A 26,579-nucleotide genomic window follows, 5' to 3' on the forward strand; every position below is an offset into this window, starting at 1 on the left:
TCGGCCTCTCAATCAGCTGGGATAGTTTGATGGCTATCCGCTGTGAGTGGATGGACTATAGGTCAATGCACCTTTTTGGGTTATTGGTGCTTACCCTTTAATGTGCATATTTATGTGACATTTTTGTGAATGTCCTGTGCAGAGTCCCATCAACTGCATGGTGATCGCGGTGAACCTGTGATTGGTTAAATGGAAAACTGGAACGTATTTTTTGACACCAGAGTTGCGTCTACAACTCAAAGCTATTGAGCTTGCGATGCGCGTTTTCCAGACTGATACTTGGTGCCTGGATGGAGAGTTGACACATTCGTTTCTGGGCTTTGCTTGTATAGGCAATAATAGACTGGCTAGTTAGATCGTGCACACGTTCTAAGAACCCTATCCCATTCTTTTTATTGAGTGAGTTTTTCTTGAGTTCAACACCCCAGCTAAACATTCAAGCATTGGAGAAGCGGCAATGTGTTCGCTTGTCCGGGAATTGGGGCGCTGCGTCGGTGAGTCAGCGCGCGGTTTGGCGTCAACTCAAAGGAGCTTTGCACAGCGCTGCACAGTTGCATGATGCCGAGTGGGATTTGACGGATGCGCAGGGTTTTGACCATGTTGCTGCGCAACTATTGTGGGAGATGTGGCGCCAACGCATGCCGGCACAATTGCATGGCACAGAAAGTCAGAAAGCAATCGTTGAGCGTGTTGCTAAATTGACGGTCAACACACAGGTGAAAGCAGAGTCTGGTGGTGTTGCACAGGGTGTTTCACTTCTCGGTCAATTCGCCTTGGGTGGCTTGTCGCATGCCAAAGGGATGCTCGAGCTGGTTGGTCAACTGCTGCTTGATGCCATTCAATTGGTGCACAGGCCATTGCGCGGCCCTTGGCATGATTTCTCCGGGCATGTGTTTCGTATGGGGGCACAGGCCTTGCCAATTACGGCTTTGGTTGGTTTTTTGATTGGCGTTGTCATCGCTTATTTGCTGGCTTTGCAATTGCGACAGTTTGGAGCAGATGCTTTTATTGTCGATATTCTCGGCATTTCCATCACGCGTGAGCTTGGCCCTTTGTTGGCCGCGATTTTGGTTGCAGGGCGCTCTGGCTCAGCCATCACGGCCCAAATTGGGGTGATGCGCGTGAATGAAGAGCTTGATGCCATGCGGGTGATGGGAATTCCGCAAGGCTTTCGTCTGGTATTGCCACGAGCCATGGCGTTGGCATTGGCGATGCCTTTGGTTAGCCTCTGGACTACGATGGCTGCCTTGGTGGGGGGCGTGTGGGCGGCAGACATGTCGCTGAATATTTCCCCTGCATTTTTCGTTCAAACATTGCCGGCTGCAGTGGATGTGGCCAATCTGTGGTTGGCAATGGCCAAGTCAGTGGTGTTTGGGTTGGCCATTGCTTTGGTGGGGAGCCATTGGGGGCTTTGGGTCAAACCCAATACCGAGAGTCTGGGCAGTGGTACCACGGCGTCGGTGGTTACTTCGATCACGGCAGTGATAGTGATTGATGCTGTGTTTGCCATTATTTTCAGAAACGTGGGGTTTTAAGGCATGAACCGCACTTTGGATCAACACGCGCAAACTGGCTCAGATGGGCAGTCAGAAGATATTTTGGTGGATGTCGACCATATTTCGACGGTTTTTGGGCAGGGAGCTTCTGCTTTTTCGGTGCATGAGAATTTGGACTTGAAAGTCCGCCGTGGCGAAATCATGACCATTGTGGGTGGCTCAGGCACGGGTAAAACAGTGCTTTTGCGCCATATTCTGGGTTTGACCAAGCCAAGTGCTGGTGTGGTGCGTATCAATGGTATTCCTGCCCATGCCTTGCCGGCTGAGGGCGCATCAGCGCGCATGGGGATGCTGTTCCAGCATGGTGCCCTGTTTTCTGCATTCAACGTGCTGGACAATGTGGCCTTTGCTTTGCGTGAGCAGGACAGCTTGCCGGACGCGGTTGTACGAGATGCGGCAATCGTGAAGCTGCAGATGGTTGGCCTCAAACCCGAACATGCGTTGCGTATGCCTTCGGATTTGTCTGGCGGTATGATCAAACGCGTAGCTCTGGCACGTGCCTTGATCATGGATCCACCGCTTTTGCTTCTCGATGAACCCACTGCAGGTCTTGATCCGCGGGGCTCAGATGAGTTTTGCGAATTGCTGCTTGAAGTGCATCAAGAGTTGGGTTTGACGGTGGTGATGGTGACCCATGATCTGGATACGCTGTATGCCCTCAGCACACGTGTTGCGGTACTCGCGGAGAAGAAAGTCATTGTGGAAGGTCCACCTAAAGAGGTGATCACTTTCAAACACCCTTTTATTGAACAGTTTTTTCTTGGCGAGCGTGGTTTGCGCGCGCTCGAACCAGCCCCCGTGGCAAAACCATAAGGCCATAGAGCTAGAGGACATCGTGCATGGAAAACAAATCACACGCTATTGCGGCTGGCGTATTTGTCTTGAGTTTGGTTGTTGTGCTGGCATTTTTGGCCGTATGGCTTACGCGCGACCAAGGCAGTTACAACACCTATGAATTGTCGACTCCACAAGCGGTCACCGGATTGCAGCCTCAGGCCCCAGTTCGTTATAAAGGCGTAGCCGTTGGTCGAGTGAGTTACATCGGTTTTGACAAGGATGAACCAGGCCATGTGCTCATTCGGGTATTGGTGGACGACACTACGCCAGTGACAGAAACCACCTTTGCGACGTTGGGCTATCAAGGTGTGACAGGCCTGGCGTACATTGATTTGGATGATGCCAAAGAGTCTTTGCGGGATTTGGGGCGCACATCCAGAGGCTATAGGCGCTTGCCAATGCGGCAGTCCAACCTGAGTCAGTTGGCTGCGATGGGGCCGGAACTCTTTGGCGAAGTGCAAGAAACACTGACACGCGTGAAAACGCTATTGAGTGATGACAACCAGCGTGTCTTGATTGGCACGGTCTCCAGTTTTGGGCAGGCGGCCCACAATACCTCAGTGTTGGTTGAACAGCTCAATCAAAGCTGGAATAAGGATTTGGCGCCAGCGATTACCCAATTGAGCGGTGATGTTCAGCGCAACATGGCTTCGCTGGAAAAAACAGCACACAGTATCAGTCTGATGAGCCGTGAAATTGCCGCTGTTGCCAAGCAAGTGGGGCAAGAAGGAGGAGCGGTTGACCAGTTGAGTGTGACGGCCCAGTCGTTTGAAGGGGTTGCCAACGATATCAATAGCAACACCTTGCCGCGCCTGCAGAGCACGATGGATGAGGTCAGTGCCGCTATGCGCGAAGTCAAGCAATTGGCCAGTGGCCTGAGTGAAAGCCCACAAGCCTTTATTTTTGGCCCTAATGTTGGCCAACCTGGGCCGGGTGAACCAGGCTTTGTTGCTCCAGTCGGGCATTGAGCTAGTCGAGAGTGGAACGAATCAAGGAGTTTTTTTATGCCTATGCCACAAGCTAAAACTACAGGTAAGAGCCTTTTAGCAGCACAGATTGCGGATGTTGCTTCTTCAGCAAACTTACGGCAACGCTCGGTAGCAGTTAGTGCGGTTGTGGCTATGGTATGGGCGTTGCAGGGGTGCAGTGCACTGCCAGCGCCTCAAGCGGCCCCTGCTCTTTATGATTTTGGCTCTGTCGTGGCAGTTGCCGCCCCCTCTATCGTCGGTGCTGATTCAGGTCATCAAGGCCTTTTGCTGCGGCCTGTCTATTTGGCTGAAGTCACAGCCCAAGGTCTGCCAGACAATAGCCAGATCATGTTATACCGCCTTCGGTATTCAGAAGACTTGCAGTTACGTGGCTACCAGAAAGCCCGTTGGAGTCAACCAGTCGAGCAGTTGGTTGAACAGCAATTGCGTAGCCAATTGGCACGCAGCCGCCCAGTGTTGTCTGATCGCTTGAATGTGAGTTTTGGACGCAATGCGCAATCTGCCCCTGCTATTGCCTATGTCAATCTGATACATTTTGAGCAGGCGTTTACTGGGCCATCAACCAGCCAGGCAGAGGTTCAGGCGCAAGTAACCGTGGTTGAACCGAGTCCGCAAGGCGACCGTTTGTTAGGGCAGAAGCGTTTTGACTACAGCAATGCTGCTCCGTCTGCAGATGCAGTTGGCGGGGCGAGGGCTTTGGCGCAGGCGGCTGCGCAATTGTCTTTAGATGTGGATGCGTGGATCACAACGATTTTGAATTCAACGCCCCCGTCGTCAGGCGTGGAATTTGTGCCTTCTCAGTCGCGCTGATGGCCTCTTGGCCATAGCTTAAGAAGGGTTCAAGGGTGTGGTGCAGTCAGACTCTTGCCTTGAAACGGTGCAGGGAGGAGGGCAGCAAGATGCTCTGGTCTACTTGGTCAATCTGGGTGTGGCCGCAGAAGGCCATGCTGACATCCAGTTCTTTTTGCAGGATGGTCAGTGCTTTGGTTACCCCTTCTTGGCCGTACGCCCCTAAACCGTAGACAAAGCTGCGGCCAAGCATAGTGCCACGCGCGCCAAGTGCACGTGCTTTCAGAATATCCTGGCCGGTGCGGATGCCGCCATCCATCCATACCTCCAAGTCTTTTCCTACAGCATCCACAATTTCGGGCAAGGCACTGATAGAGGAGGGGGCACTGTCCAGTTGCCGTCCGCCATGGTTGCTCACCACAATGGCATCAGCGCCGCTTTGCGCAGCAAGCTTGGCATCCTCCACATCCATGATGCCTTTGAGAATGATTTTGCCGCCCCATTGGTTTTTGATACGCTCAACATCATTCCAGTTCAGTTGTGGATCGAATTGTTCGGCGGTCCATGAAGACAGCGAGGACAAATCCGTCACGCCTTTGGCATGGCCCACGATATTGCCAAAGGTGCGCCGTTGGGTGCCAAACATGGCTTTGCACCAGTGTGGCTTGGTTGCTAAATTGAGCAAGTTTTTTAGCGTGGGCTTAGGCGGTGTGGTCAGTCCATTTTTAATGTCTTTATGGCGCTGGCCTAGCACTTGCAAATCCAGTGTTAGGACCAGCGCTGAGCACCCAGCAGCCTTGGCTCGGGCAATCAAGTTGGCTGAAAATTCACGGTCACGCATGACGTAGAGTTGGAACCAGAATGGGTGACCGTTGGTGCCTTGAGCTACATCCTCAATGGAGCAGATGCTCATGGTAGAGAGTGTGAAGGGGATGCCAAAGTCTCGCGCAGCGCGAGCGGTGAGAGTCTCACCATCAGCGTGCTGCATGCCTGTCAGCCCTACAGGCGCAATGGCAGCTGGCATCGCCACATCTTGCCCCAGCATTTGGGTACGCGTAGAGCGTCCGGACATATCGACGGCTACACGTTGGCGGAAAAGCAAGTTCTGGAAATCTGCTTCGTTCGCCCGATAGGTGCTTTCGGTGTAAGAGCCCGAATCAGCGTAGTCGTAGAACATGCGTGGGACGCGGCGTTTGGCCACTTTGCGCAGGTCTTCGATACAGGTGATGGTGTTCAGATTGGTCATAGCATCCTGACTGGCAAAAGCAATTCAACAATGTGCGGCGGAGGCGGCAGCCTCACGGCAAAGGTTTGATTTCGTAAAGCCCTTCACCCATTTGACGGTGTGCACCAAACACCGCTTCGAGTGCGGCTACTTCAGCGATGCGCCAGCTCTCAAAGACATGGCGTTCGGCATCAGAGAGATTGTCCACATCAATCGTGTCAGCACTGCCTGTTCCTTGCGTTTGAATGATACGCAAGAATGCGTGGTAGATGGGAAGCACCAAGGCGACATTACCCAACGCATTCACGAGTGCTTGCCCGAAGGCTGCTTGCGCTTGTGTGCGCTGGCGTGAGGACACGGTTTCATCGCCGAACCAGAGATCAACATGAAAAGGCCATGGCTGCGACCGATCATGCGTGGTGCTTTGCTCAGCGGCCATTGTCATTACTGGAGGTATCGGAGGAGCTTGGGAAAGTAAACTGCAAAGGGAGGCGCACTTTCGCAGGGTCAAAACCTGGGGCAGGAGGGAAACGGCAGGACTGGATGAAACGAGCGACTTCTTTATCAAAAGCATTCGCAACGTTGGTGCGAGTAGCCTCATTCGCAGCGGAAGGCGCAGTGCGGATTTGTTTGAGCAGACGATTGGCTGGTTGGTAAGGCGCCAAGTCTGTAATGCTGCCATCGGCTTGAACCCAGAAATCCATGATGACGGTGGTTTCAAAGTACGTTCTCAGGGCTAAGCTGGGATAACGTACTTTGGTTTTGCACTTCCAAGGCATTTCCACGCTTCTGGGATTGGGGGGCGGTGGCTTGGTGGCGCAGCCTGCCAGTATGGTGCCCAAGCAGACTGCCGTCATGCTGCGGGATATCCAAGAGGAAAAAGGCAGGCGGGACGGATGTAAGTGGGGCATGGTGCAGAGAAGTAATGGACAGCTCTCCATGCTTGATGGCAAGCACTTGAACTGTTAAACAGTAATAGCAAGGCGCCGCAACGCCTATGCCGGATATTACTTGCTGGTCTCAAACAGGCCAACGCGCAGGTCATTGGCAACGTAGATTTCTTGGCCATCAGCGAGCAGGCGCGCATCTGCAATGGCCATGTTGAGTTTGCGTTTGATGACGCGCTTGATATCGATTTCGTAAGTGACGAGCTTGACGTTGGGTTTGACTTCACCAGTGAATTTGACTTCGCCAGCACCTAAGGCGCGACCTTTGCCGGGCAAGCGCAGCCATGTCAGGTAAAAACCAATGAGTTGCCACATGGCATCGAGTCCAAGACAGCCGGGCATGACGGGATCGCCTCGGAAATGGCACTCAAAAAACCACAGGTCAGGTTTGATATCGAGTTCCGCCACGATGCGTCCCAGGCCGTGCGCACCGGTTTCGTCGTCAATATGGGTGATGCGATCGAACATCAACATGGGAGGCAAAGGCAGTTTGCCGCTATCAGGCCCAAAAAGGCGGCCTTCGCCAGAGTCAATCAGTTGTTCGTAGGAAAAAGATTCGACCATTTTTCTTATCTGTGGATGACGATTTTGCGGGGCGCAAAACCAAAAAGGGGTGAGTATAGCTTAGCGTGCTTTGGCATCACTCCAGCGCCATTGTTGGGCCGCTGGCAGCACTTCAAGGCGTTGCTGTGCAGTGGCCGCCAGTTGTGCTGGCGAGACCAGTGCAGGATTGATGCTGTTCAAAGGCTGCAAAACAAAGGCTCTTTCAAACATTCGGGGGTGTGGCAGCGTCAACTCACTGGTGCCTAGTTGCAGCCAATGTCCGTCCTGTTCGTAGAGCAGAATGTCCAAGTCCAGCGTGCGGGGCGCATTGCGGTAGGGCCTTTGGCGCCCGGCTTCGAGCTCCAGTGCTTGAAGGGCGTGAAGCAAGTCCAGTGGCGCCATGGTCGTGCATATGCGAATGACGGCATTCGTGTAGTCTGGACCGTCGGCGTCTACGGGGGCTGAATGAAAAAGTGCAGATGCAGCGTCAAGCGTGGTGTGAGGCCAGCTTGCTATGGCCGCCACTGCGGCGCTGAGAGTTTCATGGGCGAGGCCCAAATTGGCGCCTAACCCTATCCATGCCCGATTGGCTTGGTGATGTTCTTGTGGCACTGCAGTGTGGTGCATGGCGTTTGTGTAAAAGATGCTTGCCGTTTTTGCAGAAACGAAAACTATTGCCGAAGGCTGTGCAAACACAGTTGCTGTGGCTTTCAATGGGATATTTGACATCGATTGGATGTCTGCAAAAACGGCGGTTGAACAGGCTTGCGGGTTTGGCGACCTATTCCTGATCAGTTGGTGTATTCGCGTTCAGATCATCGCCTGTGCCCGCAGCAGGTTTTTTGCGACGGCGGCGACGTTTTTTAGCGGGTGCTGTATTGCTCTGCAAAGCGTCGGAGCCGACATCAGGCACGATGCTGTCTGCCGATTTGCTGCTGTGTTCGTCCAACTCTTGCGCTGTGTTGAGCGCATCCGTCTTCGGTTTGCGTGGTTTTTTTTGTTTGCGTGCGGGGTTGGTTTTGCAGCTTTGTTGTGCTTGTTGGCGGGCGTGTTCCAGCATGTCGGCACGTTCTTCGTCGTGTGCGAGGCTAAATGTTTCCCACCATTGCGCTAATTCAGCGATGGTTTCGCCGGAGCGTCCACGCAGACGCAAAAAGTCTAGGCCTGCGCGAAAGCGCGGCTGCTCAACCATGCTGATTGGGGCTTTGCCTGTTCTGCGTTCAAAGCGTGGTTGCAGCATCCAGATTTCGCGTATGTCGGCGGCCAATTTGCCGCGACCAGATACGTCGCCAACCCGACGATCGAACACTTCGTTAATGGCGTTGGACAGTGCCGGGTTGGGATGTTCGCCACGGGCTTGTTCACGTTCCCATACGCGCTGTACGTCATCCCACAACACGCAGGCGAGTAAGAAACTGGGGGCAACGGATTTGCCTTCAGCCACACGGCGATCTGTGTCTTGCAGTGCCAGTGCGACCAGGGGCCAATCTGCGCGCTCGACGATTAAATCGAGTAACGGGTAAATGCCTTTGTCTAAATGCAATGCCTGCAACTGTGCGATAGAGGCGACGGCGTGGCCGGTTTGCAGCAGTTTGAGCATTTCGTCAAACATGCGACTGGGTGGAATGTCTTCAAGCAGTGGTCGTAATTCAGTGAGTGGCTGGGCTGTTTTGGTACCCAGTTTGAAGCCCAGTCGGTTGAGTTTGGCTGAAAAACGAATGGCGCGAAGCATGCGCACAGGATCTTCACGATAACGGGCAACTGGATCGCCAATCATACGGATCATGTGCTTTTGCGCGTCTTCAATACCGTGGTGGTAGTCGACCACGATTTGTGAACGCGGGTCGTAGTACATGGCGTTGATGCTGAAATCACGCCGGGCCGCATCTTCTTGCATGCTGCCCCATACGTTATCGCGCAGTACGCGTCCGCTTTCATCCACGGCATGTTGCACACCAGCTAGCGCCTGGCGGCTGGTTTTTTCGTTGCCAGAAATTTTTTCTGCGGCTTGGTTGTCCAGGTATGCCCGGAAGGTGGTGACTTCGATCACTTCGTTCTCGCGACCGCGGCCAAACACAACATGAACAATGCGAAAACGCCGACCGATGATGAAGGCCCGGCGAAACAGAGACTTGACTTGCTCTGGTGTCGCGTTGGTTGCGACATCAAAGTCTTTGGGTTTGAGGCCAAGCAGTAAGTCGCGTACTGCGCCACCAACGATGTAGGCTTCGTAGCCTTTGTCTTGCAAGGTTTTCACCACGTCAATGGCGCGGCGGTCTACAAAATCAGGATCGATGCCGTGCACGCTGACAGGGACTTCGTGGCGCTTGCCGAAAGTCTTGGTGTTCAATGCGGCAGTTTTTCGTGGTTTAGTACGTGGGGTGACTGGAGCCTGATTCTCTTGTATTGGCGCTTTTTTACCGCGTTTGCCAAGGAGTTTATCGATGAATTGCTTGATCATAGGAGCAGTGGTTGCGCGAGCTCACGCTTGGGGGAAAAGATCCAGAATGGCCCAGCCACGCTGTTGTGCCTGTTGGCGTAGAAAGTCGTCAGGGTTGGTTGCAATGGCAACATTGGCTTGCTCAAGCAGGGCCAGATCATTGCTCGAATCGCTGTAGAAAGTGGTGTGTACACTGTCCCAGTCCCAGCCGCGCTCAGTCAGCCACTGTGTCATGCGCGTAACCTTGCCCTCACGAGAGGTGGGGGTGCCTGCAATGCGCCCTGTGTACCAACCGGATGCATCGCGCTCTAAATTCACGGCCAGCAAATGCGTAATGCCCAGTGCTTGCGCAATAGGTCCCGTGACGAATTCGTTGGTGGCCGTCACGATGACCAAAGTGTCTCCTGCATCGCGGTGTTTGGCAATCAAGTCCAGTGCTTGGGGCAAGATTGCTGGGGTGATGACTTCTGCCATGAAGCACTCTCGTGCAGCATGGCTGGCTTGAGGGCCCAACTTGCGTACGGCTTCAGTGGCAAATTGCACGTATTCGTTCAGATCCAACGTGCCTGCACGGTACTGGGCAAAGAACTCGGCATTGCGTTGTGCAAACGATTCGCTGTGCACCAACCCTTTACGCGCCGTGAATTGGCCCCATTCGTAGTCAGAATCTAGGGGCAAAAGGGTATGGTCAAGGTCAAAGAGGGCCAGGCGTGGGCGTTGGTCGTTCAAAGTATGGGTCATGCCATTCAATAGTGCAAAGAACGCTCACAGACGCAGCAGCGTCAAAATGCGCATTCAGAATCTTTCATTGGAGTACAAAGACTGTCGGCAGTGGGTCTTGAGGTCTTGTTTCAAACGGTGCTAGCGAAAGGCTGCAAGGCTGCGCGTGCGAGTCCAGTGGTTGGCTGCGCTAACTAGGCCCATAGTATGAAGATGTGATGAAGATCTGCAGACAATAAAAGCGCATTCTCGCAGATTTGCAGGTGATGTAACAGGCCCGCTGCGCAGCACGGCAAAGCAAAGGCTCAAGGTCTACGTTTGAGACTCTGAGCTTTGCGTTGGAGGTTGAGTAAAAACTGCTGCAAATGTAAGAGTAAGAGCGCGCGATCGTGCGGAGATGCTTATGGGAGAGACGCCGGGCTGTCATGCAGCACTTCGCGCAAAAGTGGGATGGTGATGGCACGTTGGGTACGCAGGGCGTGCACGTCCAAGCGCGCCAACAACTCGCTGAGGCTGGAAAGATCGCGTGCAAAACGCCCAAGCAGGTATTGGGCGACCTCATCGCTCAAATGCAGTCCACGTTCACGGGCCTGAAGCTGCAGTACCGCTTGCCGCTGTACGTCGCTAAGGGGGTGAAGCTCAAAGCTCAGGCCAGAACCCAGTCGTGATCGCAGGTCATCACGCATGGCCAGATCAATGGCTGGGGCACTGCCTGTGGCAATTACCCAGCATGGGGGGCCGTCGCTGGGATAAGTGGCGTTAATGAACCAGTTGAAGGCGCGTTGCTGCTCGGCTTTGCTCAGTTGGTCGGCATCGTCAATCAAGACGGCGCTCCATTGCGGGTTGAACTCCCTTGCGTTGGGTTTACCGGCATAAATGCCCGGTTGGAGCCAGCCCACGCTGAGGCCATGCGACTGCAGCGCTAAGGCCACCGATGTCAATAAATGGGTTTTACCCGTACCTGGGCCTCCCCATAGGTAAACAGGAATAGGGGCAGTATATGCAGCCTGCTCGGATTGCGCGTGGAGGTTGATAGCAGAGGCCATGCCTTCTTGCAGAGCTTGAAGCGCGCCTTCGTTGCCACAAGGCAAGTAGCGCTCAAAACTCGGCTCCGGGGCCATGCCAATGTCCAGAACCAGTTGTTGCATGGCCAATAGCGGATCTTTAAAAATGCCTCTGTGAGACAAGGGTAACGGACCAGCGCGGTAACGCTCTGGCCTTAAAATGGCAGCATTCTAGCGCCGCTAAAGCTCGTTGCCTGACTCTATCTTGGCACAAGCAGTGACTTCGTTGCTCTACCGTAGTAGAGTGAGCGGCCTTGTGTTCCGGTGCCAGTGTGCCCACTTGATTTTTTTCTCCATGAGCTCTTCACCATCATCCAACCCCACTCCTATTACCTACAAAGACGCCGGCGTCGATATCGACGCGGGCGATGCGTTGGTGGATCGTATCAAACCATTGGCTCGCAAAACCTTGCGCGAAGGCGTATTGGGTGGCATTGGTGGCTTTGGTGCTTTGTTTGAAGTGCCAAAACGCTACCGAGAGCCTGTGTTGGTGGCAGGCACCGATGGTGTAGGCACCAAACTCAAGCTTGCATTTGAGTGGAATATGCACGACACCGTTGGTATCGATTTGGTAGCCATGAGCGTCAATGATGTGCTGGTACAAGGCGCTGAGCCGCTGTTTTTCTTAGACTATTTTGCTTGCGGTAAGCTGCATGTCGACACGGCTGCGGCAGTGGTTGGCGGTATTGCCGCTGGTTGCGAGGAGTCTGGTTGCGCGCTGATTGGTGGTGAAACGGCCGAAATGCCAGGCATGTATCCTGATGGCGAATACGATCTTGCAGGTTTTGCCGTAGGCGCCGTTGAGAAATCAAAAATTCTGGATGGCAAGAGCATTGCGCAAGGCGATGTGGTGTTGGGTTTGGCCAGCCATGGCGTGCATTCCAACGGATTTTCGTTGGTGCGTAAATGTATTGAGCGAGCTGGCAGCCAACTGCCTTCTACACTGGATGGCAAGCCGTTCCGTGAAGCCATCATGGCGCCTACTCGTCTGTATGTGAAAAGTGTATTGGCCGCGCTGGCTAAGCATTCCGTCAAAGGGCTGGCACACATTACCGGTGGTGGTTTGCTGGAGAATATTCCTCGTATTCTTCCTGCGCACTTGGGCGCACGCTTGAAAGCTGGTAGTTGGCCACAAAGCGAACTGTTTGCATGGTTGCAAGCGACAGCTGGTATTGATTCCTACGAAATGAACCGCACCTTCAATAACGGCATTGGTATGGTGTTAGTGGTTGCTGCGGCTGATGCTGATGCTGTAACGGCCACGTTGCGCGAGCATGGTGAGCAGGTGTTTGCAATTGGTACTATTGACCAGCGCGGAGATCAGGCTGCTGTGACAGTGGCGTGATCGCAGGTTGCATGCTATTGGCCCGAGTGCTTGTGGCATGGACGGCTGTGTGAAGTTTTTCCACAACAAATGGGGCGCGTACAGACACCCCTTTTCTCTATGAGTGAGAGGCTTGATGGCATCGACTTCAGAGGAGGCCCTACAAGGGCAAGCGCTGGTGGCCACGTCTAAAGTGCCGGATTTGTGCGCTGGACAGTTGGATAGCCATGTTTCGTTGCCAGTGCGCATGGCCAGTTATGCGTTGGTTGCTGCCACGCTGTTGTTGGTCATGTTGGTTGGTTTGCTTCCAGGCCTGTTGGCTGCGTGTTTGGGTTTTTTACTCACACGCTGGATCAATACGTTATTGGTGCATTTTGCTCGCAGGCGATGGCACCATCCTCCTGCTGATGTCCTGCGATGGATTTCAAATATCGCGGCAACCTTGGTCATCGTGGGGCCATTGCTGATCATGTTCTTTGCCTTGAGCCACTACCGTGGTTTGCTGTTGACTGCACCACACCAGTTCAGTGAGCTGACAGACTATGTCGCGCGCACAGTGCTGTCTTTTAAAGACAATCTTCCGGAAGATATTGCCGCGATGCTGCCTAAAGAGGCAGAGGAAATCCAACGCACGATCGCAATGTATTTACTCTCCAAAGCGGCGGCTTTGGCCAACGCAGGCAAACTGTGGCTTCTTGGTTTCATGTATGCCTATGTAGGTTTATTGATAGGCGCACTCGGTGCGATTCGCGTGCAGAAGAAAATGCATGCGCCGCTTTCAGATGCCTTGAAAGTGCGCGTAGCGCGATTTGGCGATGCATTTCGCCAGATTGTGACAGCACAGTTCTGGATTGCCAGTTTCAATACTGCTCTTACTGCTTTGTTCTTGCTGGTGGTTTTGCCGCTTTTTGAGCTGCGACTGCCTTACACCCCAGCCTTGATTACATTGACTTTTGTGGCAGGCTTGATACCGATTGTTGGTAACTTGCTGTGCAATGTTGTCATCACGATTGTGGGCTTGTCTGTCTCACCGACAACTGCACTCGTTTGTCTTGGTTTTTTGGTTCTGATTCATAAGGCTGAATACTTCATTAATGCCAAAGTAGTCGGCCAGAAGACGCACATTGCAGTGTGGGAGTTGCTTGCAGTGATGTTTGTGAGTGAGGCTATTTTTGGTCCAGCAGGGCTCGTGGCGGCACCTTTGTTTTATGCTTATTTGAAGAAAGAGCTGGAGGCTGTGGGCTTGGTTTGACTCACTGCAATCCATATTGAGGATAGCGCGCGCCTTCACGAAAAAAGCCCACACATCTACTTTAAAAGGGATGTGTGGGCTTTTTTGATTGAGAAATTTAGGCGCCAGGTCTTCTCAGGAGTAGGAGTATTTCATTGTTGGTCAGCACTTCTTGTGGGTAGTGCTCCAGCAACGGCAAGGGGGGCATATCCTGCATATGGTTCTTTTGTTGGCGCACCACTTCAAAGCCCGCCTCTTGCATCAACGCAATCAGCTCATCTGCCGTTAAGCGGTTGAGGTGCTGGTACTCTTTGAAAACAAAGCGTTTATAGCCATCTACGCCGAAGTCGTCGAAGCCGTAGTCAACTTCACCCATGTCCAACTCGCCCTCGTAAGCTTGGATGCGTTGCCAAAGTTCTTCTTCACTCACGAGCAGGTGCACCCACGGCGTATCAATGTAGCGACGCAAATGCGCGCCCCACGCAGAGTAGTACAACGGTTCAATTTGCAGAAAGAACACACCGCCAGGACGCAGACACTGAAACAAATCGCGTGCAATGGGCAGGACTTGATCGCGCTGGACATGTTCAAACGTTGACCAACTCATGATGCCGTCGACTTGGTGCTTGCCGGCCAAGGATTGGGATGGTTGGATGTTTTCGAAACTGAGGCCTTTAGGCAGTCTTTGCAGGTGCAGTTGTTCTCGGGCTATTTTCGGGAGTTTCTTGAACTCTTGGCGAATGTCCACGCCATGGATACGTTGAGCACCGTAGCGCAGCATCAATGCCAAGTCGCTAATGCCATCACCGCAACCAAAGTTCAGCAGTTTGGATTGGCGCAGATCTAGTTCTTTTCCCATCCAGTCATGAATCAGATCGGTGGCATAAAAGAAATGCGCTTTGAACCATTCATTGGTGATGAGGGACTCATCGAAACGGGGCTGGCCTTGGAAGGCACTCTTGATGCGGTCAATGAGATGCAGCATGAAACTCTATGGTTGGCAAATGGAATGAAATTAGATGTCTGGCTGGGCAGCAGCGATTGTCGTTTCTGCTTGGCTTGGCAGCATGGTGGATGCAGTGGCTGCTTACGGTACCACTTGGAATAGGGCCCAGGTGGCGTTGTCTTGTGCAACGAGCTGCAAACTGGCATTGCGCTGTAAAGCAGCCGCATGGGCGGTGTTTGTCAACACGAATTCTACGTTCAAGAGGCGGAAGTCAAACAAAGTAGGCTCTAGTCGCAGTTCGACACGATCCATGGCTGGCGCTCCAACAGAGAAGAAGCGTGGATTGTTGGCTTCTTTTTCACTTAACGTGATATGAAGGTGCTGATAGCGGTTGTATTGGCTGATAAATAGGCTATCAGGGTCCAGGCGAGCCCAAAAAGCTAATGGAGGCTCATAGAACGTGCTGTTGAGTACAGAAACGCCGGCGCTAGCTAAGGCGTTTGACCACTCTCTTTGCGCCACCACGGCTATTTGCGGTTGCTTGCAAGCATTTGTGTCGCTTCGTGTTGACTTAGCTGAGCACAGATTGTCTAGTGGTTTTGCCAGCTCGGTGACAGGGGTGATGAAAGATGGTGCCTGTGTAATGGGATTGAAAGGAAGAGCAGTTGCCAGCGTCCAAGCTGCGTAGATCAGGATGGCAGCTTTGAGGCGGCCAGAAGCAAGTAAAAAACCCAGTGCAGCACATCCCATATAAATCAGGCCGGTTATTCCCAAACCTAACCACCCCTGTAAAGGGGCAGGCATGCTGTCGAATTGTTGTGCTGTGAGGTATACAAATGCGACGCCACCCAAAACGCCAAGGCTATTGAGCCGATACGTGTTAGAGGACGCAAGAATGCCTTGCTCGCGCAGGATTTGCCAGCGCCATATCAGCCAACCCCACAATAAAGTTTGGGCAAGCCCTAACGCTACATCTAGTCGGAAGGCTGGTGCCATGCTCCATAAGGTGGCATGCGCGAGCCAACCAGGCAAACCCCAGAACATGTACCAGGAAACAAAAGCGATGTATGCCCAGAGCGTGAGTGAGATTGCGTCAGGGCCACGCAACCTGTCCCATACCACCAGTGTTGCCAATGCCAGCGGGGGGAGTACATAAATAAAATTACCAGCATCACTTGCAATCGACCACTGTGATGCATTGAAGAGAGTAATGGAATTGGTCAGCCCCTTGCTCAAGTGCCAAGGGTCTGCATAACCACCTAGATCGATGCTGCGCTGTCCTGGGTAAACGGTATGTCTGAGCACCTCAATCGCATCTTTCCCATCCAGCCACCACGCGCCCAAAAGTATTGCCGCAACTGTGGTCGCGAGCAGTATGCCAATGAGCTGCGGCCTGCCAAAATGCAATTGCGCGCGAAATTGCCATGCCGCAGCGAGAGTCGCAAAAACCATGAGATAGCCTAGTGGTATTTGCCAGCCAGGGTAGAGCACCAGCACAAAACCTGCAAAAGCCCAACCCAAACAGGCACTGGCGGCTAGAGCTGTCGGCCAACGGGTCGCTCTTAATGCCACGTCTGCTGCTAACGCGGCTGCTAAGGGGAAAAAGGTTGCGTATGCAGGCCATCCAGACCAGCTTACAGAGTAGCCAGACCAAGCAACAGTAGCCGCCAACGCAGCATGAAGTTTCCATGGGCCATTAAACCAGCGCTGCAACAACGCAAAAACAGCACTAAAGCAAGCGAAGAAAGGCAGCCACCAATCCCAAGCGAGGGCTCTGCGCATGTCTAAAAAGAAAAAGCCCCATGTAGCCGGTTTTGCAATTGCGGCTGCATTGCTGATAGGCGCGCCCGTCATCCCCACTACATTCATGTTTTGACCAGGTTGTCCATGTAGAGGATTGATGTTTGGGAAGCGATTGGGCACCTGTGTCTGACTGATGGCTAACGGTGTGACAACCTGCCATTCATCTGCGCGTACATCTTGTGCATGCCCCATCCATACTGATGCGTTGTGTGATATCACAGGAGTTTGATTGAGCAGCCGTGTGATGGAGGAGCCCGTCCAGCCTCCAGCTACCAACAGTACAAAAGAGATCGAGATGGATGCAAGAAACAGTGCTTTACCCAAGGTGTCTGAGCTGGGTTTGGTTTGTCCTACCCGATTGCTATGTGCGGTAGACAGTCGACTGTTGGGTGAAGTATTCGGGGGAATCAACCATGCCAGTAATGGAATGGCTATTGCTAACCAAAACAGGAATTTTGCCCGATGACTCGGTTGTTGTGGTGGTGGGGGGATGTCTGCAAACGTGCTGTTCTCAAGACTTTGCACGTCAAAGTGGGATTTGTCACCCAACATCACTTGCATGCGAATGGAGTGCATGCCTGCGGGTACGGCGTCGGGCACATGCAAGGGTAAGCTGAATCCACTGGTTTCCCATAGTGGATTATTCAGTGATTGAGCTACATCAACTCTGGCCGTTGCGTAACCCAGGCGACCTTGGTAAATCAACTGGTCTCCCAGCCAAACTTTGGCAAAGGTGACAAAAACATCAGGACGGTGAGAAACAGCCCAACCAGTCAGAGTGATCGTCCGATCTGGAGCGACGTGAATGGATTCCAGTACACCTCGTCCTGGTGTGTTGCTTGCCTCTGTGTCTTGCGCGTGAGTCACATTTGGCAAGGCAAAAGTAAGTGCTAAAAGCAGCAGGGCAAAGCCAATCGCATTAGATAAGCGTGCCCTTTGAAAAATCACACAGTAACAGTACTCGCAGAGTGAGGTGAGCGTCTGCCTACGTTGAGAGAGCATGGAAAGATTGCTGTTACTGGTTGAGTTGCAATGTGGTTGGTGTCAATGGTATTGACTATACGTGCGAGATCGGGCAGTTAAGTCGACACCAGCTTACCAATAATATAGGCGTCTTGGTAATTCCAGAATGAGGCTGGTGCGTATAGGCGCAGTTGGTCTATGCCGATAGTTTGCGCAATCTGCGAGCGCACGAAGGCATCACTCGTGAACGTCGTTCCGTATTCTTGTGCCTCAATGGCATTAGATTCGCTGGATGGGAAAAAGCGCAAGCCAGTTTCATCCATTTCAACCCGTTGGCGCTGTTGGGCTTGTATGCCATGGGTAGTGAAGACCAGTACGCCGCCGGGTTGAACGCTTTGGTAGAGGTGGTTTAGCCAGCGGCTCCAGCTTTTGAGTGGCAGGTGGGTAAAGAGTGACAGTACAAACACCACTTCGTATTGGCTGGGCCAAGTGACTTGCTCTGGCTCAGTGGATGAGACAAAGCCTTTAACGCCGAAAGTTTGTGTTGAGAAATGCACCGCATCTTCTACGACGTCGGATACGGTTAGCGCATCTTCACCAATGGCTTTAACCAAATGGCGTGTAAAGCGGCCATGGCCACTGGCGAACTCTAAGAAACTCTTGGTTTGGCTCAGTGGTTTGTTCACTTTCTCAAGCAATAGCATCAATTCTGAAAGTGTGCGCCAGCCATCAGCGAAGTAGTCGCGCAAGGGATTGATGGAGGTTGGGTGACCTGCAAAGAAATGGAATATGTCGTCCTGTTGTGAGATGCTGCAGTTGAGCCCCATCATTTCCTGAAAAGAGCCCTCAAGTTGATGCTTTTCTATCAGATGGTGCGCAGCCAACCTGGTTGATGGCTCTTGGCGCGCCTGGAGTAGCAATGGAGCTGCTGCGCTGAAATCCGATTGACTGAGCAGCTGCTGTGCTTGTGTCAATCGCTCTGTAGCTGAGGTGTTGGCTGTCATGGTCAGGATGGTATGAAAAGGGTCATGCCCAAGTATGGGGCAACTTGACGAGGCCGGGCATGAGGGTTGGATTTAGAAAACGAATGTGCATGAAGCGCAGCCATTCGTCATAGACCACTAAACCGCTTTCATCAAATAAAAAGGCACTGATGACGTATTGGCCGCTATGCAGCGGCAAATCGGCAAAGGTCAAAATAGATTGCCACGATCCATCTTCGAGCTGTTTTGGCGAGGCCTTGTCTTCATGCGTTGCCAAGGACGTGATTCCAACCCCTTTGGACTGCTCAATCATAAAGCCCACGTTAGGGCATTCGGCGCCGTTGCCTCGCGCTGTAATGGTGACGATCAGGTCTTTGCTATTGAGTAAGGGCGCTTGGCCCTCTTTGTCCTCAAGCAGGTGCGAGACTTCGACATTGATGATATGTGCGGCATCTGCATGGCGTGCGCTAACGGGTGTTGGTTTTTGACTTGCTGCATTGCCTTCGGTGTTCTTGTCTGTGGCGCCCTCGTTGGTGGGCTCTGCGGCTTGTTCTTGCTCTTGCAGCAAAATTCGTGTGTGGGTGAGGTAGGCTCCAAGGACTTCTTCTGTTTGACCAAAAGCTTCAATCTTGCCTTTATGCAGCCACATCGCGGTATCGCACAGGGTTCGAATATGGTAGGGGCTGTGCGAACAAAATAAGATGGTGCAGCCGTTTTCCTTGAAGGCGGTGATGCGTTCGACACATTTTTTCTGGAAGGGTTGGTCACCAACGGCCAGCGCTTCGTCCACGATCAGAACATCAGGCTGAATGGCTGTCATCAGCGCAAAAGCCAAGCGCACGACCATTCCTGAAGAATAGGTTTTGACAGGCCGATTCATGGCATCGCCAAGCCCTGCAAATTCCACAATTTCAGTTTCGAGTTCAGCCATCTGCGCATGATGAATACCAATCATGCTGCCCGCAAAGTACAGATTTTCCCGGCCACTGAAATCTGGGTGAAATCCTGCTCCCAATTCCAAGATCGCTGTGACACGCCCCACACGCTCAAGCGTGCCTGTGGAGGGCTGGAGCGTGCCTGCCAATAGTTTCAAAAGGGTGCTTTTCCCCGCGCCATTGTCGCCAATGACGCCAATGCACTGACCACGTTGCAACTCAAAAGAAACATCCTGCAGTGCCCAGTGGCTGCGATGGTAGGCGCCCCCAGTAACCAGTGCTTTTAGCCGTTGACGTGCGGATGGGTAGAGCTTGTATTCTTTGCCCATTTGTTGGGCTTTGAGGACAACCTCTGCATGACTTGATTCGGGTTGCCCGTTCTCAGGTTCGTGCGCGCCCAATACGGGCGTCGAAGATGAAGCGGTGTCTGTCATAGCCAATCCACCAGTTGGTCACGGCTGCGGCCAATCACAATGTTCAAGATCACGGCAATTACCGCAATGGTGATGCCGATGGCTAACCAAATGCTTGCTGGTGGCCATTGCCCTTTGAGCAATACATTTTGATAGCCAAGTACATAAGGGGTGATGGGATTGAGCCAAAGTACCCAGCGCCAGCGTTCTGGAAACATAGTCAGTGGAAACAGAATCGGTGCGGCGAAAACTCCGACGGAGAATACAAATGCGACCAGCTGCGCAACGTCACGCAAAGCGGCCATCAAAATAGCAAGTAAATAGCCCAGCAACCATGCCGTCACAGTTTGTAAGGCCAGCAGCGGCAGCATGGCGCTAATGGCTAATGCGCCGTGGTGCATCGGCCAGTAGGCTACTGTTACCAGCAAGAAAAGGGGGAAGAATACGACGGCACTGGCCAGTACTGAGCGTGCTGGAAACAAGACGGGAGGCAAAGGGTTTTTTTGCAGTAATCCTCCTACGTCAACCAAACTGCTCATGCCGCGCTGCGTCATTTCGGAAAAAGCCATCCATCCGATCATGCCGACAATCAAAAAGGTGCCAACTCGTTCTGAAGGAGCCTGCTCACCTAGGCGCATTGCGAAGACCAAGTCAAAAACGACAAAGTAGCTTGCAATAGTCAGCGCGGGTTGGATCCATGCCCACACAATCCCGCCGATGGAGCCAGCAAAACGGGCGCTGAGTTCACGCTTGGTCAGAACGACAAGCAAGGCGCGCATCCGAGCCAATACAGCTATATCTGAAAAAAGAAACTTCATGTTTTCAATGTCTGGTTGAGATTAGCAAAACCAGAGGAGCGAGTACGAATGCATTGCATGTACGTAATGGATTTTTGCGTTTTTCAAGCCTGAGTAATTGTCTGCTTGTTGATCGGCCATGTAGTGGCCAAACGTTGTATGGCAAACGCAGACCGTGACTACCATGGTTCCCATAACAACCGCTTCTACGCGCAAGCAAAGCCACGCAGTTTAGCTGTTTTGCTTTGTACTCAAACTAAACACTGTTTCAGTGCGTGACGGGGCACACTGCGGGCTTGCGCAAAACGGGAATCTGCGCAACTGCATGGCACTAATGCCGTTACGTTTCGTCTGTCAAGGCCGGATTGCACTTGATATTTACCCCCGCTTGGGTGCAGAATACGCCGTTTTTCAAATTCATCGTTTTCCCTAGTTATCATTATGTCGACAATTCAGGTTCGTGCTGCGACTTTGCGTGATGCCAAAGCCATTGCCCAAATTCATACCGCTGCTGTGCAGGCAGCTTACAAAGGCATTGTGCCCGATGAGCATTTGAAGTCTGTCAGTGTCGAAAAGCGCGTGGCTTACTGGCGTGAAGCTATTGAGTTTTGCGAGCCTCAAGTCAAGGTGGCAATTGAGCAAGACAAGATCGTTGGTTTTGTCGGATTTGATCGCTCGCGTGACGAAAAGACACGCCCTACCACTGGTGAGATTTGGGCTATTTATATTGCCCCCAACCATTGGAATAAAGGCGTGGGTGCCGCACTTTGGGATGCTGCCAGAGAAGGCTTGCATGAAGAGGGGTGCACGAACGTGACCGCTTGGGTCCCCGTACAGAATGAGCGTGCTTTGAAATTTCATGAAACCGCTGGCTTTGAGCGTGAAATCAGTAGCGCCAAAACAGCTACGATCGGTGGCATGAAGTTTGAAGAGATTCGCGTTAAACGCTCACTGACAACAGGCCGTTGATTTGCTGCAGTTCAGTCGATTTTTGGTGGTTTGCCAGATCGTCTCTCTGATAAGCGTTGATTGGCTTGTTAAGGTTAAGGTATCTGTTTAAGTAAGAAAACCGCTGATCCCAGCGGTTTTCTTACGAACATTTATTACAGATAGATGCCCCAAAAGAGGGCGTGTTCTGTAGCGGTTTCTCCGCAAGAATGCAGGTGCTACTTATAATGCTTTGATACTTTTTACATGGCGACTGCATTCAAATGCAGGGTATGTCCGTGTATGCTTAAACAGTGTTTTTGACTAAACATTCAACGATCACTAGATGGAGAACAAATCACTATGACCAAGCCAGCAACACGTTTGCTTACCCTTACTTGTGCTGCGGCAGTTGCAGCACTGGTTGCAGGTTGTAATGTTAACGAGGGAATGCTGAATGCAGGAGGCTCAGCCCTTAAAGCTGTGACGCTGAGCAAGGAGGACGTTGTTCAGATGTCGAGCCAATCTTGCCAAGCACTCGATACAGACAATCAAATTGCCAAGTCCAATAGCAAGTATGCAACACGATTGGCCGCCATTGTGAAGCCTTTGCCTAAAGAAATTGAAGGGCAAACGATCAACTATAAGGTCTATATGACCAAGGATATCAATGCTTGGGCGATGGATAACGGCTGTGTGCGTGTGTATTCAGGCCTGATGGATTTGATGAATGATGATGAGGTTCGCGGCGTAATTGGCCATGAGTTAGGGCATGTCGCTTTGGGGCATTCCACCGCGAGCATGCGCACTGCTTATGCCACCTCTGCCGCTAGGCAGGCTGCTGCGGCCAGCGGCAACGCAACGGCTGCGGTGTTGTCCAGCTCTGCTGCCGGCGCGTTGGGAGAGGCATTCATCAATGCCCAATTTTCCCAGAGCCAGGAAACAGCAGCAGACAATTACTCATTTGATTTGCTGACTCAGCTTAAATTGGAGCGCAAGGGCTTGGTTACTGGTTTTCAAAAACTGGCCAAACTCAGCGGTAAAAGTAGCGCGGCTTCTTCATTGCTGAGTTCTCATCCATCGTCAGAAAAACGCGTTGAGAATTTACAAGGACGTTTGGACAAGGCCAAGTAATCGGCATTGATCAAAAATAAAAAAAGCGCATAGCCGTTGAGTTATGCGCTTTTTTTATCATTTTGTGTTTTCTCTTGGTGCATAGCCTGGGTGTATTGGCGCAAAATTTAGTGGTGGAAAGCAGTTAGGATTCAAAACGTGATGGGTACAAATGACAATATGAATGGACAGTTGCATTTATCGTACGCGGGGGATATCTCTCCTCAGCAAGCCTGGGCGTGGTATCAAACCGGCGAGGCGCTTGTAGTTGATGTGCGCACCGATGCTGAGCGTGCGTGGGTAGGTTCTGTGCCGGGGGCCATTGCTATTGCGTGGAAACAGTGGCCAGGAATGGCCTTGAATCCTGATTTTGATGCGCAACTGCGTGCGGCAGTGATTGGGGCTGAAAGCAAGAAATTAGCCATTCTCTGCCGTAGTGGCGTACGTTCAATTGCTGCGGCTGAACGTGCTACTTTGCTGGGTTTTGAGGCCTACAATATTCTTGAAGGTTTTGAGGGCGCGTTAGATGCCCATGCGCACCGTGGGCGTATAGGGGGCTGGCGTTACCATGGCTTGCCCTGGGGGCAATCTTGATTTTAAGGAATGGGATTGGCACTTTTTCACTAGAAGCTTAAAAGGCAAAGGCACCTGTCGGTGCCTTTTTTTGGTGAATTCTCTGAGACTAACTCAGAAAACGCATTCCGAAATATTACAGTGCGGGAATACGAAGTTTTTGCCCTGGATAGATTTTGTCTGGGTGCGACAACATGGGTTTGTTGGCCTCAAAAATCACAGGGTACTTATTGGCATCGCCGTAGTATTTCTTGGCAATAGCGGAGAGGGTATCTCCACGCACCACATCGTGGTATTGCGCTTCTGGTTCAGGGTTGGTAACAGACATTTGGTTGTCCACTTCATTGACGTTGGCAACGTTGCCACAGCACAGAGTGACTTTTTCAAGATCTTGCTGGGTATCGGCTACGCCATTGACGGTCACCTTGCCTGTTTCGCCATTGAATGCCACTTTGACATCGCTGACATTGAGTTTTTGCGTGGCAATGTAAGCTTCGATAGCGGTTGCGGCAGTTGCATTCAATGCCTCTTGACCTGAAGCACCAGCACTTTCTGCTGCGTTAGCGGCCTTTCCGCCGAAGAGTTTTTCGCCCGCTTCTTTGATGAAACTGAAGAGACCCATGCTTGACTCCTTTTGAGTGAAAATGCAGCCCCGAGATGATGCTGCCAACGGCCAAGTGTAGCCGCATGTGATTGCACTGGTTATGATTTTTGGTGACAGAAACAAAATATCAAAATTCCTGAAATGACATTTCTTGCAATAGACATAGGTAACACGCGCCTGAAATGGGCTTTGTACAGCGAGGCACGCTGGAACGCCCGCCTGATAGCTCAGGGAGTGGAGTTTTTGGATCACATAGACCGTTTGTCGGAAAACCATTGGGCGGGTTTACCTGCCCCTAGCATGATGCTTGGCTGCGCCGTTGCTGCTGATGCTGTGCGCAACCGTGTGGTTGAACAATTGGAGATTTGGGATGTTGAGCCGTTTTGGGTAAGCTCGGGCAGGCAAGCCGCTGGCTTGGTTAATGGCTATGACCACCCTGGGCGTCTAGGCGCTGATCGTTGGGTAGCCATGATCGGTGCGCGCAATCGGCTTCTTGCGCGCGGAGAAAAGCGACCTCTGATTGTGGTGATGGTGGGGACCGCCGTGACTGTGGAGGCTATCGATGCCGATGGACAGTTTCTGGGGGGGCTTATCCTGCCGGGGCACGGGATCATGCTCCGTGCGCTGGAGTCCGGCACCGCAGGCCTGCATGTGCCTACTGGTGAAGTCAAGCCTTTTCCAACCAATACCAGTGATGCATTAACCAGTGGTGGTACTTACGCGATTGCAGGTGCGGTAGAGCGCATGATTCAGCACTTGCAGCAACGTACCGGGCAAGTGCCTGCTTGCATCATGACTGGTGGTGCCGGTTGGAAAATGGCGCCCAGCATGACAAGGCCTTTCGAGCTGGTGGAAAGTCTGATTTTTGATGGTTTACTGGCGCTGGCACAAGAAAGGGTCCATACAAACGCTGCATCTAAGGGGGAAATATAGAGGACGTACGTTGCCTGCTGTTATGTGAATACAAGCGATGCATCTTAGGTATCCGTGCTTACTGCCGCAATACATCGCGCAATGATTCATATGTTTTATCAGAACCTTTGAATGGATTCTTAGGAGAAAGAGAGAACGGGTTGGCTGCACGCTCAATCTCTTTGTTTTCCCAGACGGGTTCCATGAAAAATGAAAAGAAACTTGCGCCCGCGCGGCGGTGTTGCTCAAGCGTGCGTTCCAATTCTTGTGGCGATAATGGTTTGAGAGGATGAAATTCCGTAACTCCGTATTGGTGCTGACCTTGCGCATTGAGGTCGTTCAGGAATGCCTCGCTCATGCTCGATTCGCCATATAGACTCACACCTAAACGGAGTTTAGTTTGTGCTTGCAGCGTCCGTTGAATTGCAAATTTTTGCGGATCCCAGCCAGGGTTGGTATGGGGAATAATTTGGTGAAGGTATAAGGGGTTTTGTGCCAAACACGTGCCATCTAATACATTGCTGAAGGAACGTAAGTACCGGTTGACTTGCTCTTGCCGGAATGCATGCCAAATTGATGCTAAAGGATTGAATAAGTAAGGGCGGTCTTCGCGCGGCAAGTCTACATAAAAGGCCCAATCTTTGGAGGCGGCTATGCTGTGTGGCCAGCGAATGGTTTTTTGAGTGGAGGTGGGCGCAATGCCCGTGTTGACTTGCAGCGTTTTGCTGATGAGTAACTGCAAAGTTTGGCCAGGCGCTTGCAAATAGACCTGTACAGTATGCGGACCGTTACTCCATTGGCTGTAATCGAGAAACGTTTGCCAGCCAACAGATCTATCGCCAAAGTCAGGGCGTGCATCAAGTACGTCTTGACGGCCTTGATTGATCGGAAGACGAGCAACAGCTTCTCCGTCAACGTAGACCAGTATCCGACTCTGCGCGTGCGTCTGGACATTGGCGGTGAACGCCCAGCCACCCACCGGAATCAATCCATGGCTGTAAGCATCAATGTGTTCAGTGCGGCGCGCCTCCCATTGTTGGCGAGGCAAGGTCAAAATATCGCTGCGCGGCGCATCAATCTCGTCCCAGTGGGTGATGTTGGCAGCGATGGCACGATTAAATCTGGCCAGTGTTCCAAAACGACTTTGAAGATAAGCATGCCATTGCCCTATTGAGGCTTGGCTGTAATCAGTAATGCGGTAGGGCTCAGTAAAGCCTGTACCAGTAGCAAAATTGGGAAAAAGCTGGTGAACTTCACCAAGCAAAGACATGCCGCGTACTTTTTCAATAGTCGCTTCGCCTGACTCACAGATGGTATTTATCACCGCTTTCATCGCTTCTCGACGATAGAGAGTGATCGGATTATCTGTACGGGCAACAGACCATGCGTACAAAGGGCTGCCTAAATAGTCGCTCGGAGCAATCGGCCCTGTTGATGTTTGGGCTAAATTGGCATCGTCTTGTGCCAAGTCCTTTTCGATTGCAGCGTGGGCACTGAAATGAGTGGCAAACAAGTAAACGATAGCCTGTTGCGAGCTATCGCGCAGGGTGCGAACGAAACGATTTATCCTGTCTTGCTGAAGGCGCCATTGACCCGCTTCATCTTGAGCGTACAGCTGTAAGAGCGGGATCGCAAGCGTGTATCCCAATTCGTAGCGGTGTTGTGCTTGGCGCGAGTGTGCTGGGTCGGGCAGTTGAGCAAGCGTTTGGGCAATCAATGCGGCTGCTGAAGCATTGATGGCTTTTGTACAAACCGATTCGAGTGAGGCAGGGACCTGCGCATTGGCATTGCCAGGCAGGATGCAACTGTCCGTCACCTCTACCATTGGCGCCAAGAAGAGTTTTGGTGCTTGGCGAACTGAAGCTGCATCAAAGCATAAAGCAGTTGCGGTCACCAAGAGCATCAGAGCACAAGCGTAGCCCAGCATAGTTTGGCGCTGCATGAA

The 26,579-nt window shown here is 52.2% G+C and carries 25 protein-coding genes; 10 read left to right on the forward strand and 15 right to left on the reverse strand.

The features are described 5' to 3' along the window. Window positions 1–467 precede the first annotated feature (467 nt). The 4 genes from E9531_RS02255 to E9531_RS02270 are packed head-to-tail and all read left to right on the forward strand — an operon-like array spanning window position 468 to window position 4,192. Window positions 468–1,535, forward strand: a complete 1,068-nt coding sequence (locus tag E9531_RS02255; RefSeq protein ID WP_244609937.1) for an MlaE family ABC transporter permease — start codon at window positions 468–470, stop codon at window positions 1,533–1,535. 3 nt (window positions 1,536–1,538) lie between these two features. After that, complete coding sequence (locus E9531_RS02260) at window positions 1,539–2,369, forward strand: ABC transporter ATP-binding protein (protein ID WP_136572091.1); 831 nt, start codon at window positions 1,539–1,541, stop codon at window positions 2,367–2,369. 26 nt (window positions 2,370–2,395) lie between these two features. Beyond that, a complete protein-coding gene (locus tag E9531_RS02265; RefSeq protein ID WP_136572092.1) occupies window positions 2,396–3,361 on the forward strand; it encodes an MlaD family protein in 966 nt (321 codons plus the stop codon). Between the two features lie 36 nt (window positions 3,362–3,397). Next, a complete protein-coding gene (locus tag E9531_RS02270; protein WP_136572093.1) occupies window positions 3,398–4,192 on the forward strand; it encodes an ABC-type transport auxiliary lipoprotein family protein in 795 nt (264 codons plus the stop codon). Window positions 4,193–4,238: 46 nt separating this feature from the next. Here E9531_RS02270 and E9531_RS02275 read toward each other — a convergent pair whose 3' ends face one another. The 8 genes from E9531_RS02275 to hda form a co-directional block, all read right to left on the reverse strand. Further along, window positions 4,239–5,417 (reverse strand): alpha-hydroxy acid oxidase, encoded by a 1,179-nt coding sequence (locus E9531_RS02275; protein ID WP_136572094.1) that lies wholly within the window; start codon window positions 5,415–5,417, stop codon window positions 4,239–4,241. Window positions 5,418–5,469: 52 nt separating this feature from the next. After that, window positions 5,470–5,841, reverse strand: coding sequence for a hypothetical protein (locus tag E9531_RS02280; RefSeq protein WP_158291701.1), 372 nt, complete (start codon window positions 5,839–5,841; stop codon window positions 5,470–5,472). After that, entirely contained in the window at window positions 5,825–6,253 is a 429-nt protein-coding gene (locus E9531_RS02285; protein WP_136572096.1) for an energy transducer TonB, read from the reverse strand. The genes E9531_RS02280 and E9531_RS02285 overlap by 17 nt, the downstream gene beginning before the upstream one ends. 150 nt (window positions 6,254–6,403) lie before the next feature. Beyond that, a complete protein-coding gene (gene fabA, locus E9531_RS02290; protein WP_136572097.1) occupies window positions 6,404–6,907 on the reverse strand; it encodes a bifunctional 3-hydroxydecanoyl-ACP dehydratase/trans-2-decenoyl-ACP isomerase in 504 nt (167 codons plus the stop codon). A 60-nt stretch (window positions 6,908–6,967) separates the two neighbouring features. Continuing rightward, window positions 6,968–7,513: a 2-amino-4-hydroxy-6-hydroxymethyldihydropteridine diphosphokinase gene (gene folK / locus E9531_RS02295; protein WP_136572098.1), complete on the reverse strand. Its 546-nt coding sequence runs from the start codon at window positions 7,511–7,513 to the stop codon at window positions 6,968–6,970. Window positions 7,514–7,667: 154 nt separating this feature from the next. Further along, window positions 7,668–9,347, reverse strand: coding sequence for a polynucleotide adenylyltransferase PcnB (pcnB, locus tag E9531_RS02300; RefSeq protein ID WP_136572099.1), 1,680 nt, complete (start codon window positions 9,345–9,347; stop codon window positions 7,668–7,670). Window positions 9,348–9,368: 21 nt separating this feature from the next. Continuing rightward, entirely contained in the window at window positions 9,369–10,067 is a 699-nt protein-coding gene (locus tag E9531_RS02305; RefSeq protein ID WP_136572100.1) for an HAD family hydrolase, read from the reverse strand. Window positions 10,068–10,447: 380 nt separating this feature from the next. After that, window positions 10,448–11,194, reverse strand: a complete 747-nt coding sequence (gene hda, locus E9531_RS02310) for a DnaA regulatory inactivator Hda (RefSeq protein ID WP_136572101.1) — start codon at window positions 11,192–11,194, stop codon at window positions 10,448–10,450. Between the two features lie 211 nt (window positions 11,195–11,405). Here hda and purM point away from each other — a divergent pair, with 211 nt between their 5' ends. Next, entirely contained in the window at window positions 11,406–12,455 is a 1,050-nt protein-coding gene (gene purM / locus E9531_RS02315; RefSeq protein WP_136572102.1) for a phosphoribosylformylglycinamidine cyclo-ligase, read from the forward strand. A 226-nt stretch (window positions 12,456–12,681) separates the two neighbouring features. Further along, window positions 12,682–13,686 (forward strand): AI-2E family transporter, encoded by a 1,005-nt coding sequence (locus tag E9531_RS02320; protein WP_244609952.1) that lies wholly within the window; start codon window positions 12,682–12,684, stop codon window positions 13,684–13,686. Between the two features lie 97 nt (window positions 13,687–13,783). On the opposite strand, the gene E9531_RS02325 is transcribed toward E9531_RS02320, so the two are convergent. The 5 genes from E9531_RS02325 to E9531_RS02345 form a co-directional block, all read right to left on the reverse strand. Continuing rightward, complete coding sequence (locus tag E9531_RS02325) at window positions 13,784–14,650, reverse strand: SAM-dependent methyltransferase (protein ID WP_136572104.1); 867 nt, start codon at window positions 14,648–14,650, stop codon at window positions 13,784–13,786. A 102-nt stretch (window positions 14,651–14,752) separates the two neighbouring features. Beyond that, the gene (locus tag E9531_RS02330) at window positions 14,753–17,281 is read right to left on the reverse strand and encodes a DUF7657 domain-containing protein (RefSeq protein ID WP_136572105.1); all 2,529 of its coding nucleotides are present in this window, start codon (window positions 17,279–17,281) and stop codon (window positions 14,753–14,755) included. Window positions 17,282–17,493: 212 nt separating this feature from the next. Continuing rightward, on the reverse strand, window positions 17,494–18,381 hold the full coding sequence (locus tag E9531_RS02335) for an SAM-dependent methyltransferase (RefSeq protein WP_136572106.1): 888 nt from the start codon (window positions 18,379–18,381) through the stop codon (window positions 17,494–17,496). 22 nt (window positions 18,382–18,403) lie between these two features. After that, window positions 18,404–19,624 carry an ABC transporter ATP-binding protein gene (locus tag E9531_RS02340; protein ID WP_244609953.1) on the reverse strand — a complete coding sequence of 407 codons (1,221 nt, stop codon included), beginning with the start codon at window positions 19,622–19,624 and terminating at the stop codon, window positions 18,404–18,406. Window positions 19,625–19,725: 101 nt separating this feature from the next. Continuing rightward, window positions 19,726–20,526 (reverse strand): ABC transporter permease, encoded by an 801-nt coding sequence (locus tag E9531_RS02345; protein WP_136572108.1) that lies wholly within the window; start codon window positions 20,524–20,526, stop codon window positions 19,726–19,728. A gap of 420 nt (window positions 20,527–20,946) precedes the next feature. Between E9531_RS02345 and E9531_RS02350 the strand changes: the two genes are divergently transcribed. The 3 genes from E9531_RS02350 to E9531_RS02360 all read left to right on the forward strand — a co-directional run bounded on the left by E9531_RS02350 (window position 20,947) and on the right by E9531_RS02360 (window position 23,139). Next, a complete protein-coding gene (locus E9531_RS02350; protein WP_136572109.1) occupies window positions 20,947–21,474 on the forward strand; it encodes a GNAT family N-acetyltransferase in 528 nt (175 codons plus the stop codon). 321 nt (window positions 21,475–21,795) lie between these two features. After that, window positions 21,796–22,566 carry a M48 family metalloprotease gene (locus tag E9531_RS02355; RefSeq protein WP_136572110.1) on the forward strand — a complete coding sequence of 257 codons (771 nt, stop codon included), beginning with the start codon at window positions 21,796–21,798 and terminating at the stop codon, window positions 22,564–22,566. A 141-nt stretch (window positions 22,567–22,707) separates the two neighbouring features. Beyond that, a complete protein-coding gene (locus tag E9531_RS02360; protein WP_244609938.1) occupies window positions 22,708–23,139 on the forward strand; it encodes a rhodanese-like domain-containing protein in 432 nt (143 codons plus the stop codon). Window positions 23,140–23,254: 115 nt separating this feature from the next. On the opposite strand, the gene lysM is transcribed toward E9531_RS02360, so the two are convergent. After that, window positions 23,255–23,740 (reverse strand): peptidoglycan-binding protein LysM, encoded by a 486-nt coding sequence (gene lysM, locus E9531_RS02365; protein WP_136572111.1) that lies wholly within the window; start codon window positions 23,738–23,740, stop codon window positions 23,255–23,257. A 123-nt stretch (window positions 23,741–23,863) separates the two neighbouring features. Between lysM and E9531_RS02370 the strand changes: the two genes are divergently transcribed. Then, complete coding sequence (locus E9531_RS02370) at window positions 23,864–24,655, forward strand: type III pantothenate kinase (protein ID WP_136572112.1); 792 nt, start codon at window positions 23,864–23,866, stop codon at window positions 24,653–24,655. Between the two features lie 58 nt (window positions 24,656–24,713). On the opposite strand, the gene E9531_RS02375 is transcribed toward E9531_RS02370, so the two are convergent. Further along, on the reverse strand, window positions 24,714–26,576 hold the full coding sequence (locus E9531_RS02375; RefSeq protein ID WP_136572113.1) for a hypothetical protein: 1,863 nt from the start codon (window positions 26,574–26,576) through the stop codon (window positions 24,714–24,716). Between the last annotated feature and the right edge of the window lie 3 nt (window positions 26,577–26,579).

Source organism: Lampropedia puyangensis (assembly GCF_004833285.1).
Taxonomy (GTDB): Bacteria; Pseudomonadota; Gammaproteobacteria; order Burkholderiales; family Burkholderiaceae_C; genus Lampropedia; species Lampropedia puyangensis.

Bases quoted from the DNA above. Each gene is read 5' to 3' on its own strand.
- E9531_RS02260 (WP_136572091.1), top strand. From the start codon at position 1,539: ATGAACCGCACTTTGGATCAACACGCGCAAACTGGCTCAGATGGGCAG.
- E9531_RS02285 (WP_136572096.1), bottom strand. From the start codon at position 6,253: ATGACGGCAGTCTGCTTGGGCACCATACTGGCAGGCTGCGCCACCAAG.
- E9531_RS02320 (WP_244609952.1), top strand. From the start codon at position 12,682: ATGGCCAGTTATGCGTTGGTTGCTGCCACGCTGTTGTTGGTCATGTTG.
- E9531_RS02325 (WP_136572104.1), bottom strand. From the start codon at position 14,650: ATGCTGCATCTCATTGACCGCATCAAGAGTGCCTTCCAAGGCCAGCCC.
- lysM (WP_136572111.1), bottom strand. From the start codon at position 23,740: ATGGGTCTCTTCAGTTTCATCAAAGAAGCGGGCGAAAAACTCTTCGGC.
- E9531_RS02340 (WP_244609953.1), bottom strand. From the start codon at position 19,624: ATGGGCAAAGAATACAAGCTCTACCCATCCGCACGTCAACGGCTAAAA.
- hda (WP_136572101.1), bottom strand. From the start codon at position 11,194: ATGCAACAACTGGTTCTGGACATTGGCATGGCCCCGGAGCCGAGTTTT.
- purM (WP_136572102.1), top strand. From the start codon at position 11,406: ATGAGCTCTTCACCATCATCCAACCCCACTCCTATTACCTACAAAGAC.
- folK (WP_136572098.1), bottom strand. From the start codon at position 7,513: ATGCACCACACTGCAGTGCCACAAGAACATCACCAAGCCAATCGGGCA.
- E9531_RS02355 (WP_136572110.1), top strand. From the start codon at position 21,796: ATGACCAAGCCAGCAACACGTTTGCTTACCCTTACTTGTGCTGCGGCA.
- E9531_RS02280 (WP_158291701.1), bottom strand. From the start codon at position 5,841: ATGACAATGGCCGCTGAGCAAAGCACCACGCATGATCGGTCGCAGCCA.
- E9531_RS02275 (WP_136572094.1), bottom strand. From the start codon at position 5,417: ATGACCAATCTGAACACCATCACCTGTATCGAAGACCTGCGCAAAGTG.
- pcnB (WP_136572099.1), bottom strand. From the start codon at position 9,347: ATGATCAAGCAATTCATCGATAAACTCCTTGGCAAACGCGGTAAAAAA.
- E9531_RS02345 (WP_136572108.1), bottom strand. From the start codon at position 20,526: ATGAAGTTTCTTTTTTCAGATATAGCTGTATTGGCTCGGATGCGCGCC.
- fabA (WP_136572097.1), bottom strand. From the start codon at position 6,907: ATGGTCGAATCTTTTTCCTACGAACAACTGATTGACTCTGGCGAAGGC.
- E9531_RS02370 (WP_136572112.1), top strand. From the start codon at position 23,864: ATGACATTTCTTGCAATAGACATAGGTAACACGCGCCTGAAATGGGCT.
- E9531_RS02335 (WP_136572106.1), bottom strand. From the start codon at position 18,381: ATGACAGCCAACACCTCAGCTACAGAGCGATTGACACAAGCACAGCAG.
- E9531_RS02305 (WP_136572100.1), bottom strand. From the start codon at position 10,067: ATGACCCATACTTTGAACGACCAACGCCCACGCCTGGCCCTCTTTGAC.
- E9531_RS02375 (WP_136572113.1), bottom strand. From the start codon at position 26,576: ATGCAGCGCCAAACTATGCTGGGCTACGCTTGTGCTCTGATGCTCTTG.
- E9531_RS02270 (WP_136572093.1), top strand. From the start codon at position 3,398: ATGCCTATGCCACAAGCTAAAACTACAGGTAAGAGCCTTTTAGCAGCA.
- E9531_RS02360 (WP_244609938.1), top strand. From the start codon at position 22,708: ATGGGTACAAATGACAATATGAATGGACAGTTGCATTTATCGTACGCG.
- E9531_RS02350 (WP_136572109.1), top strand. From the start codon at position 20,947: ATGTCGACAATTCAGGTTCGTGCTGCGACTTTGCGTGATGCCAAAGCC.
- E9531_RS02265 (WP_136572092.1), top strand. From the start codon at position 2,396: ATGGAAAACAAATCACACGCTATTGCGGCTGGCGTATTTGTCTTGAGT.